Annotated in this window: 11 protein-coding genes; 1 reads left to right on the forward strand and 10 read right to left on the reverse strand. The window is 33.6% G+C overall.

The features are described from left to right. Window position 1: 1 nt before the first annotated feature. Window positions 2-787, forward strand: coding sequence for a TerC family protein (locus ACXGSQ_RS13565; RefSeq protein WP_458626693.1), 786 nt, complete (start codon window positions 2-4; stop codon window positions 785-787). A 28-nt stretch (window positions 788-815) separates the two neighbouring features. Here the strand turns inward: ACXGSQ_RS13565 and ACXGSQ_RS13570 are convergent, their stop codons facing one another. The 10 genes from ACXGSQ_RS13570 to ACXGSQ_RS13615 all read right to left on the reverse strand — a co-directional run bounded on the left by ACXGSQ_RS13570 (window position 816) and on the right by ACXGSQ_RS13615 (window position 12,595). Next, window positions 816-3,491 (reverse strand): DNA gyrase/topoisomerase IV subunit A, encoded by a 2,676-nt coding sequence (locus ACXGSQ_RS13570; protein ID WP_458626694.1) that lies wholly within the window; start codon window positions 3,489-3,491, stop codon window positions 816-818. Continuing rightward, window positions 3,488-3,964 carry a hypothetical protein gene (locus ACXGSQ_RS13575; RefSeq protein ID WP_458626695.1) on the reverse strand — a complete coding sequence of 159 codons (477 nt, stop codon included), beginning with the start codon at window positions 3,962-3,964 and terminating at the stop codon, window positions 3,488-3,490. Before ACXGSQ_RS13575 ends, ACXGSQ_RS13570 begins: the two co-directional genes overlap by 4 nt. Next, window positions 3,961-5,820, reverse strand: a complete 1,860-nt coding sequence (locus tag ACXGSQ_RS13580; protein ID WP_458626696.1) for a DNA topoisomerase IV subunit B — start codon at window positions 5,818-5,820, stop codon at window positions 3,961-3,963. Before ACXGSQ_RS13580 ends, ACXGSQ_RS13575 begins: the two co-directional genes overlap by 4 nt. 423 nt (window positions 5,821-6,243) lie before the next feature. After that, on the reverse strand, window positions 6,244-7,338 hold the full coding sequence (gene ychF, locus ACXGSQ_RS13585; RefSeq protein ID WP_458626697.1) for a redox-regulated ATPase YchF: 1,095 nt from the start codon (window positions 7,336-7,338) through the stop codon (window positions 6,244-6,246). Window positions 7,339-7,451: 113 nt separating this feature from the next. Next, on the reverse strand, window positions 7,452-8,300 hold the full coding sequence (locus tag ACXGSQ_RS13590; protein WP_458626698.1) for an SDR family oxidoreductase: 849 nt from the start codon (window positions 8,298-8,300) through the stop codon (window positions 7,452-7,454). 104 nt (window positions 8,301-8,404) lie between these two features. Beyond that, a complete protein-coding gene (locus ACXGSQ_RS13595) occupies window positions 8,405-9,067 on the reverse strand; it encodes an aspartate/glutamate racemase family protein (RefSeq protein WP_458626699.1) in 663 nt (220 codons plus the stop codon). Between the two features lies 1 nt (window position 9,068). Continuing rightward, a complete protein-coding gene (locus tag ACXGSQ_RS13600; RefSeq protein WP_458626700.1) occupies window positions 9,069-10,016 on the reverse strand; it encodes an L-histidine N(alpha)-methyltransferase in 948 nt (315 codons plus the stop codon). Window position 10,017: 1 nt separating this feature from the next. Then, entirely contained in the window at window positions 10,018-11,166 is a 1,149-nt protein-coding gene (egtB, locus tag ACXGSQ_RS13605; RefSeq protein ID WP_458626701.1) for an ergothioneine biosynthesis protein EgtB, read from the reverse strand. A gap of 848 nt (window positions 11,167-12,014) precedes the next feature. Further along, window positions 12,015-12,392: a nuclear transport factor 2 family protein gene (locus tag ACXGSQ_RS13610; RefSeq protein WP_458626702.1), complete on the reverse strand. Its 378-nt coding sequence runs from the start codon at window positions 12,390-12,392 to the stop codon at window positions 12,015-12,017. Between the two features lie 5 nt (window positions 12,393-12,397). After that, window positions 12,398-12,595, reverse strand: coding sequence for a hypothetical protein (locus tag ACXGSQ_RS13615; RefSeq protein WP_458626703.1), 198 nt, complete (start codon window positions 12,593-12,595; stop codon window positions 12,398-12,400). Window positions 12,596-12,597: the final 2 nt, after the last annotated feature.

Genomic DNA, 12,597 nt, shown 5'->3' on the forward strand with positions numbered 1-12,597 from the left:
TATGCTTGACTTTCTATTAACTTCCGATGCTATAATGGCATTATTAACATTAACGTTTCTAGAAATAATACTAGGCATAGATAATATTGTATTTATCTCAATTGCCGCCAACAAACTACCAGAAAACCAGAGAAGCAAAGCAACAAAAATTGGTCTTTTGCTCGCTATGGTTCAACGCATCATCCTACTAACATTTGTTTCTTTTTTAATCGGCCTAAGCACACCATTCTGCACCGTAGAAACAAACTGGTTATCCATTGAAATTAGTTGGCAAGCCATCATTTTATTTGCTGGAGGACTATTCTTAATATATAAAAGCACTTCTGAAATCAGAGAAAAAGTAGAAAACCCAAGCCATGATGAAAACCAGGTAAAATCCAAACCTATAAAATCACTTAGCAATGCTATCGTTCAAATCGTTATAATTGACTTTATATTTTCGATAGACTCAATATTAACCGCTGTCGGAATGACAAACGGATTACACCCCAACCACAACTACACCTTAGTTCTAATGATTATTGCGGTGATGATTTCTATAGGTATTATGATTGGTTTTGTAGATCCAATTCGAAAATTCATTGACACCCATCCAAGTATACAGATTTTAGGACTTGCTTTTTTAATCCTAATAGGGTTTATGCTCCTTACAGAAGCAGCACACCTATCTCAAACAGAAATCTTTGGAAACACGGTTGGTGCTATACCAAAAGGCTATCTCTATTTTGCAATTGCATTTTCGCTTTTTGTAGAGTTCTTAAATCTTAAAGCCGTTAAAAAGAAATAATCAAAACCCGATTTACTGAATTTAATCTTTAAAACAAAGTCACCTGCCCTTTATCATCCATCCCTAATTCATCATCATCATCATCCGTTGATGAATTGTCTGATTTTACATCATTTTTAGACCCAGCCGAACTGTTTTGTTTCGTTTTAACAGTTTCCTCATCAACAACTTCTATATCATCCGCAGGCACTTCTTCTGGCGCCTCATAAGGCAAAGATTCTAATAGGTTAATTTGGTTTATTTTATCCTTAGTTAACTGATTTCCTAGGGCAGTAATCCCTTTTACCGAAATAAACTCTTCAAGGTTAACTTCCATGTTTGGCTTACGGTCTTTACCGCGTTCCTTGGTAAATTCCACATCCACAATCGGTCTCCAATCTGTTGAAACAATCTCTAAGTGTGAATCAGGATGATCTGAAATAAAATCTTCCTCCTTTCCTTCCTGTTCAACAACAAAACGCTTCACATAATACCGTTCTTTTTCACCATCATAATAAATTGCCGAAATTGGTTTCTTAGGAATCCATTTCTCCATAACAATCATATCGCTATCAAAATGCGCCGTTAATTCTGGAATAATTGTTTTTACAACTCCTGACTGATTGATAATCAAAATACGATCCTCACCTCTAAACTCACCAATCAATTCACCTCTACCGTCAACATTTAAGCGCTGAACCGTATCATCGAACCAAATTTTACGCGGTTTTAACGTTGAAACTCCTTTTTCCTTTAACTCCACCCTTTTTATGGCATGCTTAGTAACCAAATTACCTTTTGAAGCTCTACCTTTTATAAGAATATCAGCAAAATCTAAATCCCATTTCAACTTCTTAATACTACCAACTTGACGCAACATAATAGTTACGACTTCAGCCTCACCATTAGGATTAGCAGAAAAATACCATAAGACCGAACCTTTATTCCCATTAGTTAAATCGTATTCACGATCTCTTGTAATACTAGTAACAGCAAACCGCTTAACATAAGAAGGCCCAGTTTTACCATCGCGATAAATCATGTTATAAATGGTACGTTTATCTTTTTTCTTAAACACAGCAACATGAATAATATTCTTACCCACAAAGGTTTTAGAATCCACCTTAGTCACCATCATCGTGCCATTATTTGTAAACACAATGATATCATCAATATCACTACAATCACAAACATACTCATCGCGTTTTAATGATGTTCCAACAAAACCTTCCTCTCTATTAACGTAGAGTTTTGTATTTCTTATTACAACTTTAGTCGCGTCAACATCATCAAAAATTCTGATTTCAGTTTTACGCTCCTTACCTTCGCCGTATTCTTTTTTTAATCGCTCAAAATACGCTACAGCATAGTCAATTAGATTGTTTAAGTGATGTTTTACTTCAGCTATTTGATCTTCTAAAGCATCTATTTTTTGCTGCGCTTTATCAATATCAAATTTTGAAATACGCTTAATTCTAATCTCAGTTAAACGCGTTATATCTTCATCAGTAATAGCGCGTTTTAAATGTTTTATGTGTGGCTGAAGCCCTTTGTCAATAGCACTAATAACCCCATCCCAAGTTTCCTCTTCTTCAATATCGCGATAGATTCTTTTTTCAATAAAAATACGTTCAAGTGATGCAAAATGCCACTGCTCTTCAAACTCACCAAGCTTTATTTCTAATTCGCTTTTTAAAAGCTGAACCGTTTTATCCGTAGAACGACGCAACATTTCGGTCACCCCCACAAAGTAAGGCTTGTTATCTTCAATAACACAACCTAATGGGGAAATTGACGTTTCGCAATTCGTAAAAGCATACAACGCGTCAATTGTTTTGTCTGGCGATAAGCCCGAAGGTAAATGAATCAATATCTCTACATTAGCAGCAGTATTGTCTTCAATTTTTTTAATCTTAATTTTTCCTTTTTCGTTTGCCTTAAGTATAGAATCTATAAGTGATGATGTTGTTGTACCAAAAGGAATCTCGGTAATTACCAATGTATTCTTATCGCGTTGCGATATTTGCGCACGCACGCGTACTTTTCCGCCTCGTAAACCATCATTGTAATTGGTAAAATCTGCAATACCAGCTGTAGGAAAATCGGGCAAAATTGTAAAACGCTTACCTTTTAGATGTTTTATAGAGGCATCAATCAACTCAATAAAATTGTGTGGTAGTATTTTTGTGGACAAACCTACCGCAATTCCCTCACCTCCTTGCGCTAACAATAAAGGAAACATTACTGGAAGGTTTATAGGCTCTTTTCTCCTGCCATCATAAGACGCTTGCCATTCTGTTATTTTTGGATTATAAACAACATCTAAAGCAAACTTAGAAAGTCTTGCTTCAATATAACGCGATGCTGCAGCACGATCGCCAGTCAATATATTTCCCCAGTTTCCCTGCGTATCAATCAATAAATCTTTCTGACCAATCTGCACCATAGCATCTGCAATACTCGCATCACCGTGAGGGTGATATTGCATGGTATGCCCAACAATGTTCGCTACTTTATTATACCGACCATCATCTAAGTCTTTCATTGAATGCATAATACGACGCTGAACTGGCTTAAAACCATCTTCAATCGCAGGTACAGCACGCTCTAAAATTACATAAGAAGCGTAATCTAAAAACCATTCTTTGTACATTCCGGTAACCTTGGTAATCGTTTCTTGGCTACCTTCGTCTTCATTTAACAACTCGTCATGTTCTTCTATCATCTATCCAACTTTATGCTTTTATTTTCTTTTATAATCTTCCGTAATGATTGCCTAACATACTTTATCTTTTTTCGTTTTAAAAGTGTGATGTTAAAACGCTCTTTTGTTATTTTCCCATTACTAAGTGATGTGTAAACCACTAAGCTCTTATAAAAATAATAGTTATAGATTTTATAACCCGATAATTTTTCTCTAGATATCTCAATCTTATTTTCTCTATAATTCAAAAAATCAGTAAGAATCAACCCTCTATTTGTAATAATAACCTTTGCTCCATCACTATCATACTCAAAAAATCTGGCGACAAAATGCACCACCACCACAGCAACCAATAATCCTATAAGCACATAAAACGAGCTTCCCTCAACTAGATTATAAGATTTAAATACTGTAGCTAACAAAATCGCTACGATTATTAACACAAAATAGATAGAAATTATAGTATTTTTTATTTCTCTGTTATCCGTTCTCATAAGGTATCCTCAACAACGTCTAGTTCAACTTTAAGATTGTCTATAATAAACTCTTGTCGTGTAGGTGTATTTTTTCCCATATAAAAAGATAACAATTCTTCAATAGACATATCCTTATCCAACATTATAGGATCTAAACGAATATCTTCACCTATAAAATGCACGAACTCATCTGGTGAAATTTCCCCCAAACCTTTAAATCGGGTAATTTCTGGTTTTGGTTTTAATTTCTCTAAAGCATCACGTCGTTCTTGTTCTGAATAACAATAAATAGTCTCTTTCTTATTTCGAACTCGAAACAATGGAGTTTGCAAAATATACAAATGACCATCTTTTATAACTTCTGGAAAGAATTGTAAGAAAAATGTAATTAACAATAAACGAATGTGCATCCCATCAACATCGGCATCCGTTGCAATTACAACATTGTTATAACGTAAGTCTTCTAATGATTCTTCAATATTTAAAGCCGCTTGTAAAAGGTTAAACTCTTCATTCTCATAAACAATTTTCTTGCTTAAACCATAACAATTTAATGGCTTTCCTTTTAAACTAAAAACAGCTTGCGTATTGACATCTCGAGATTTTGTAATACTACCTGATGCAGAATCTCCCTCGGTAATAAACAAAGTCGTTTCTAAATTACGTTCATTTTTAGTATCTCCAAAATGCACACGGCAATCGCGTAATTTTTTATTATGAAGACTGGCTTTTTTAGCTCTGTCTTTTGCTAATTTCCGAATACCAGATAATTCCTTACGCTCGCGTTCAGCCTGAAGGATTTTACGCTGTAATTTTTCAGCAGTATCTGGATTTTTATGCAAAAAGTTGTCTAAGTAAGTTTTTACGAAATCATTAATATAAGTTCTAACGGTTGGCAATTCACCTCCCATATCCGTAGAACCCAATTTTGTTTTGGTCTGACTCTCAAAAACAGGTTCCATTACTTTAATAGCAATAGCCGTTACCACAGATTTTCTAATATCTGAAGCCTCATAACTCTTACCATAAAATTCTCTGATTGTTTTAACAATAGCCTCTCTAAAAGCCGCTAAATGTGTTCCTCCTTGCGTGGTATTTTGACCATTAACAAACGAATGGTATTCTTCGCTATACTGAGTTTTACTATGTGTAATTGCAATTTCTATATCATCACCTTTTAGATGAATAATAGGATACAGCATATCTGATTCGTTAATGTTTTCAGATAACAAATCTTTCAAACCGTTTTCACTGTAAAACTTTTCACCGTTAAAAACAATAGTCAACCCCGGGTTTAGATACACATAATTTTTAAGCATCTTAACCACATATTCGCTTCGATACTTATAATTTTTGAATATAACTTCATCTGGAATAAAAGTTACCTTAGTTCCTTTTCTTCTCGAGGTTTCCTCTAAAAGATCTTGATTGGTAAGATTACCCTGTTCAAATTCTGCAGATGCCGATTTATTATCTCTTGTCGATTCAACTCTAAAATAAGACGACAGCGCGTTTACCGCTTTAGTACCAACACCATTTAATCCAACCGATTTTTTAAACGCTTTAGAGTCATACTTTCCACCCGTATTCATTTTAGACACCACATCTACAACTTTCCCTAATGGAATACCACGACCATAATCGCGCACTATAACGCGTTCACCCTGAATGGAGATTTCAATCGTCTTACCTGCTCCCATCACATACTCATCAATGGAATTATCTAATACTTCTTTTAAAAGTATGTAAATACCATCATCTGGAGACGAACCATCACCTAACTTACCGATATACATACCTGGTCGCATTCGGATGTGTTCTTTCCAATCGAGTGAGCGTATATTATCTTCAGTATAATTAGTCTGTTCTGACATAAATTTAAGTGAATATTTAGATGAAAGGCTAATATAAGATTATACCTTAAAAGATGAAATAAGGAAGCACTAAAGTAATTAACAAAACGGTATAAATATGTTGAGAACATTGGAGTTTTTTTCAATTAAAACCAAAAACAACACTATTTCGCATTTAAAACATAACACTTCTTATCCTCTTAAAACCAATAAACACATTTATAAATTACGCTTTTGACACTACAACATAAAAATTCCTAACAAAGAACACCTCTTAATTTATCTTCAATTAGTCATAAACCTATTTAATATTTCCTCGTCATCAAAAAAAAATAAAAAAAAATGTGTGTTTTAGGAATAGACATTCTATCACTAACACACACACACCAAAAAAATAAACGCTATTTAAAACTTATCTTTTTTTAAATTTAGCATTGATGTAAATTACACATTAAACAAGAAATGCATTATATCCCCATCTTTAACTATATAATTCTTTCCTTCTACGCGCATTTTACCTGCTTCTTTGACTTTAGCTTCACTTCCAAACTGAACGAAATCATCATAAGCAATAACTTCTGCTCTAATGAAACCTTTTTCAAAATCCGTATGAATAACTCCAGCCGCTTGTGGTCCTGTAGCACCGACATTAATAGTCCAAGCTCTTACTTCTTTAACACCAGCTGTAAAATACGTTTGTTGGTTTAGCAACTTGTATGCCGAACGAATTAATTTAGCAGAACCTGGTTCGTCTAGACCTATATCCGCTAAAAACATTTGACGCTCTTCGTAATCGTCTAATTCATTGATATCTGCTTCTGTACCAACAGCCAAAACTAAAACCTCTGCGTTTTCATCCTTAACCGCTTCTTTTACTTTTTCCACATAAGCATTTCCAGTCGTAGCAGCCCCTTCATCAACATTACAAACGTACATTACTGGTTTATCTGTTATAAATTGTGATGGCTTAACATAATCCTCGTAATCTTCTTCAGAAAACTCTAATGCTCTAACCGAAATACCAGCTTCTAGATTCTCTTTTATTTTTAAAAGTACCGCTTCTTCTTTCTGTGCTTCTTTATTACCTGTTTTGGCTGCACGCTTCACTTTTTCTAACTTCTTATCTGCAGTTTCCAAATCCTTAAGCTGCAACTCCATATCAATGGTTTCCTTATCTCTTATTGGATTGATATTACCATCAACATGCACAATATTGTCATTATCAAAACAACGTAAAACATGAAGAATAGCATCTGTTTCTCTAATATTAGCCAAAAATTGATTTCCCAACCCTTCACCTTTACTAGCTCCTTTAACTAACCCTGCAATATCCACGATCTCTACTGTTGCTGGCAACACACGTTCTGGATTTACTAATTCTTCTAGTTTTTTTAATCTTGGATCTGGCACATTTACCACCCCAATATTAGGCTCTATTGTACAAAACGGAAAGTTGGCACTTTGCGCTTTAGCATTAGATAAACAGTTAAATAAGGTTGACTTTCCTACGTTTGGTAATCCTACGATTCCTGCTTTCATTGAAACTATATTTTTCATTCCCGAGAAAACGGGAATCTATTTTTTGCGAGTGCAAATGTAGTTAATTCATAGAATAGTTGGATTATATTTTTTTGAAATGATTAGGACTAAAATTACACCCCTTTAAATTGTCTGATTAATTCCAAAGGGGACTTATGCAATCGTCCTGTTGCTTTTTCAAAATCCGAAGGTATATTATTGGCTCCATTTTTAATTCCTTCATAAATACCAGCAACTATAGTTCCCATAAAATCACCTAATTCGGCTTTTCTTTCGGCTAAATAAGCAGCTACCGAAACGGAATGATAAACGAGATTAGTATGATACACTATATTTATATCCTCTGCTAACTGACTTTGAGTAATTGCCTCTCCAACAAGATTGTAAATTTGCCCATTGTGCTTTTCTTCCATTAGCATTTTTGCATACGCAAACCCTAATTCATCTCGACTAGTATAAGCACATTTCCCCTCATCTGCACAGTTTTTAATTTCGCCATCTTTCACATAATTATCAATGTATTCCAAATCGGGTTCAATATAAATTCCATTTCGTCCAATACTCCACTCCAATCCAGAATCTTGAACATCCTTTTCTGTCTGTCTATTAGATTGAACAATAGGACTAAAAGCAGTGCCTTCCTCAGCACCAATGATACTTGTGTAAACGATTTTTTTTACGTTATTGTTTTTTGCTGCTTCAATAACATTTCTATGTTGCTCGATTCTTTTTTCGGGCTGATCCATTCCAGAAACTAAAAGCACCGCATCTATACCTTGTAATGCTTTATTAAAATGCTCTTGGTTATTGTAGTCTCCTTCTCTAATTTCAACACCAAGATGCTTTGCTTTTTCTGGTGTACGCGCTAGTCCAATGACATTATCTGCTCCTATTTCTTTAACTAAATGAGTAATAATGGAAGCTCCTAATTTTCCGCTAGCTGATGTTACTGCTATTTTCATAATATACTAATTTAACTCATGTTTGTTTTGTCTTTACAAAAGTCCAAATTAATAGCTTGAACACATAGGTTAATCTTTGCCTAAAAATGGTAAAAATGAAACGATTATCTAATAACCCGCAAGGCATCTTCAATTTGAACTTGTGCCATATCTAAAAGGTTATTTGTCTTTGGATTGAAAATAGACAATTCAGTACAAGCCAATATCACAGGGTAATTTTCGGTATACTTAGCAATTAAGGAATGAAATGCCTTAATTAAATCTTTGGTTTCTGTTTCATTATATACCTGTTTCCGAACAGTATCAATCAACACCATTTCAGATTGAGTAGGTAATATTACTTCAATTCCATTAGACTTCAAATACGACCGAATATATAAAGACTTCATACTATGCAAAGAACCAAACAACACCACGTTAGTCCATTTGTTTCGTTTGATTTTTGAAACTGATAAATCCAAAGGGTGTATTATACTTTTAGACCTGATTAATCTATCCATAGTTTCATGAAGGGTAATATTAGGAACAAGAACGTGTTCAATAGGCAACTTTTCTATTTCATACACATAGCGCTGCATCACATTATCTAATTCCTCTGATACATTGGGCAAAAGTGGATTAATTGAATCAAAATTTACGTTTAGCAATATATAAGGACAAGTACTATATCCACCATTTTTTTCATTATAAAGCCTATTCAACTCGCTTAAATAAAACATCGTTGACCGGCTTCCAAGTCCCAAAATAGCAACCGCTTTGTTATCCATTTTAATTTCTTGTCAAAATATAGTCCGCAAAATAAGACTTACTATCCATTATTTTTGTCTCCAAAACAAAATCGGTTTTAGCAATAATATCTTTAATTAAGGCATCATTATATTTTCTTGAGATTTCTGTATGAATTTTTTCACCTTCTTTAAAATCATAAGACTCACCAATTGCATTTATTGTTACGGTTTGATCCTTTGTACTCACAATAAAACTCTTTGCAATTCCATCTTCCTCATTATACTCTGGCTGATGTTTAAAATGATTTAAGTTAAAATCTCCACCCAATTCATTATTGATTCTTTCAAGAAGATTTAAATTAAACTTTGCTGTTACCCCTTTACTATCGTTATAAGCTGGAAGCACAATTTCTTTAGCCTTTATTAAATCGACACCTAATATCAATTTATCTCCTGCCTTAAGATTAGTCCCTAAATTATAAATGAATTGTGCTGCCATATCATCACTCATATTTCCGATATTAGAACCTAAAAACAAGATAATCTTGGGCTTATGACTTTCTTTTAATGACGCCAACACCTCAAAATAATCACCTTCTTGCGTTTTAACAGACAGATTAGGTAAGGTTTTGGATAAATCTTTTTCTAATAAACGCAAGGCATTTATAGAAATATCTATTGGAAAATAATCAAACTGAAAACCTTGACGATCTAAAGACCGCAGTAATTCTTTAGTTTTTAAACCATCGCCAGCACCGAGTTCTATTAATTCAAAATAAGAATCAGATCTTAGTTTTATGGCATCTATTAATTGTTGCGTTTTATTTTGAAAGACATCTAATTCGCTTCGCGTTAAATAGTACTCTGGCAAATTCATTATTTCAACAAAAAGCGCATCTCCTTTTTTGTTGTAAAAATATTTTGAAGGTAGTGTTTTGGGTTTATCATTTAATCCTTGTCTTACTTCTTTTGTAAATTTATCAATCATGTTATTTTGCTAATCGGATTCCTGTAAATTGCCATCTCTCCGTTGGGTTAAAAAAATTGCGATATGTTGATCGGCTATGGTTTTTAGATGTCGCTACAGAAGCTCCTCTTAATACCATTTTATTACTCATAAATTTCCCGTTGTATTCACCTACAGCTCCATTTTCTTTTTTAAAATTAGGATAAGGCAAGTAAGCACTATTAGTCCACTCCCAGCGTTTCCCCCAATTTAAATGCCCTGCAGCAATCTCCCATTCAAATTCGGTTGGCAAACGCATACCTTTCCATTCGGCATAAGCACAAGCCTCATAATAATTTATATGCGTTAAAACTGCTGCTTGATCTACTTTTTGTAAACCTGAAAGTGTATAGTAATGCCACACTCCATCTATATTATGCCAATACATCGGTGAATTGATTTGATGTGTATTTACCCATGTCCAACCTTCGTCTAACCAAAAATTAAAATCAGCATAGGCACCAGATTCCATAAATTCAATATATTCACCATTGGTAACCAAATAATTATTCACCTCAAAATCATTAACATATACTTTATGCACACCTAATTCATTGTCATAACAAAAGTCATTTCCTCTATAACCAACATCATAAACCCCTGCTTCAATCTTAATACTTTCGGTATTTCTGTTTGTATCTTTAACTAAGTTAAACCCACTATTAAAGACAGGAAAAAGCGGATTGTGTCCAAGCATATATTTCACATCCGTAATCAATAATTCTTGATGTTGCTGTTCATGATTTAATCCTAAAATCACTAGGTCTATTATATTTTGATCAGAAACAGCTTTTAATAAACGCTCCATATTAGCGTCTACATAGGCTCTATATTGATAAATGGTCTCAGTGCTAGGCCTAGACATATTACCTCTATTGGCTTGCAATATTCTATCCCCTACAGTATTGTAATAACTATTAAACAAAAAATTAAAATTAGAATCATACGTCGTATAACTTTCCAAGTACGGAATTAAAATAAAGGTTTCAAAAAACCAAGTGGTATGAGCTAAATGCCATTTTGGAGGGCTTGCAAATTGTACCAACTGAATAGAGTAATCTTCAATTTGGAGATGATTACAAAACGTAACGGTTTCTTGCCTTATTGTTTTATACTTTTCGGTTATATTCATTTTATTCTAATCCTTTTTTTTTCTGGACTCCAGAATGGTTTTGTCTTAATCTGTTTGGAATCCCAGTTTAATTCGTTTCTAAAATAATTGTTTAATGCTACTCAAATACGACTATCACCAGCAATATAAACCATTTTACCCCCCTTTATTTAAGGTACAATCTTAAAACTTCACTTATTAGGAATCTGTACTAAACAATAAAAATCGAACGATCTTAAACCATCAATATCTTTAAAAACGTCAGATATACACTTCCTATAAATTTAATTATCAACGTATTGCCCCCTATACTCTTTCTGTCTGTAGCAATAGCTAAATCTAAATGACCATTAGCAGTGTTTAAATCCCACACTAAAACGTCTTACTTTATCTTTAAAAGATAAATCATTATTCCTAATACCAGAGCTTAAATGCAAACCATAGCTAGAAACGAATTCAGAACGCTTTAAAATATCACTTTTTAATCGAATTCCGTAAACAGATTCAGAAATTCTATCTTTTTTATTAATAATTACGTCTTACAGCACCACCTTTTTTAATATATTTTAGAGTAGACTCATTTATATCGTATTGATTTTTTTTAGTTTTATATTCACGACTCCTATATAAATCTGTCCTATAATTATGAACTCTAAAAAAACTTATGATTATCCTAACTATGATAAAAGCAGAAAACTCCACAAGGCAGTCGCAATTCCTAGTACTTGCCTTACAAAAAACGACTAATCCCTTTTGAGAGTATTAAAAACTCGTAAGGAAATTCAGAAATTTGTCATCTTAGAACTGATTACTAACTCCATCGCAAAACATTTCTAAGAAGGTTTTTCTTAAAAACGAATTATTAGACCTTAATACATAGTATTAGGATTCATCGATTTTTCTGGCACTTGTTGAATACTATCCCAATGTTCTACGATTTTCCCATCGCTTGAGAATCGAAAAAAGTCCATCGTAATGTATTGATCATTATCTGGCCAAATTTGATGCGTATGAAGCGCTACCAAATCTCCTTCTGCAACACTTCTTACAAACGTTATGGATTTTACAGGATACTCTTTTTGCATTCTATTAAAATAATCTATAAACGCCTGAGGTCCATTTGCAACTAACGGATTATGTTGAATATAGTCTTCACCAACATACAACTCTACAGCCTTAGCAGGATTCCCTTCATAAGCCATCCTATAAAATGCTATGGCATTTTCTTTATTTTTTTCTAAACTCATTTTAATTATAGATTTGATTTTAATTCCTTCAATTCCTTTTCTAAAGCTTCGGCTTTTTCTTTGAATTTTTCCATGGCCTTTTTAAGCTGACTCACTTTTTTCAATACCTCCTCATCTTGAATTGCCTGATAAACGGTTTGCCCGTTTGCTTCTTTTATTTTTGATTTACCACCACACGTTGGGCAATTTGCTACTTGACTCATTT

Source organism: Winogradskyella sp. PC D3.3, from assembly GCF_054366245.1.

Coding starts and splice junctions, on each gene's coding strand:
- ACXGSQ_RS13615 (WP_458626703.1), bottom strand. CDS start 12,595: ATGAGTCAAGTAGCAAATTGCCCAACGTGTGGTGGTAAATCAAAAATA.
- ACXGSQ_RS13565 (WP_458626693.1), top strand. CDS start 2: ATGCTTGACTTTCTATTAACTTCCGATGCTATAATGGCATTATTAACA.
- ACXGSQ_RS13590 (WP_458626698.1), bottom strand. CDS start 8,300: ATGAAAATAGCAGTAACATCAGCTAGCGGAAAATTAGGAGCTTCCATT.
- ACXGSQ_RS13570 (WP_458626694.1), bottom strand. CDS start 3,491: ATGATAGAAGAACATGACGAGTTGTTAAATGAAGACGAAGGTAGCCAA.
- ACXGSQ_RS13595 (WP_458626699.1), bottom strand. CDS start 9,067: ATGGATAACAAAGCGGTTGCTATTTTGGGACTTGGAAGCCGGTCAACG.
- ychF (WP_458626697.1), bottom strand. CDS start 7,338: ATGAAAGCAGGAATCGTAGGATTACCAAACGTAGGAAAGTCAACCTTA.
- egtB (WP_458626701.1), bottom strand. CDS start 11,166: ATGAATATAACCGAAAAGTATAAAACAATAAGGCAAGAAACCGTTACG.
- ACXGSQ_RS13610 (WP_458626702.1), bottom strand. CDS start 12,392: ATGAGTTTAGAAAAAAATAAAGAAAATGCCATAGCATTTTATAGGATG.
- ACXGSQ_RS13600 (WP_458626700.1), bottom strand. CDS start 10,016: ATGATTGATAAATTTACAAAAGAAGTAAGACAAGGATTAAATGATAAA.
- ACXGSQ_RS13575 (WP_458626695.1), bottom strand. CDS start 3,964: ATGAGAACGGATAACAGAGAAATAAAAAATACTATAATTTCTATCTAT.
- ACXGSQ_RS13580 (WP_458626696.1), bottom strand. CDS start 5,820: ATGTCAGAACAGACTAATTATACTGAAGATAATATACGCTCACTCGAT.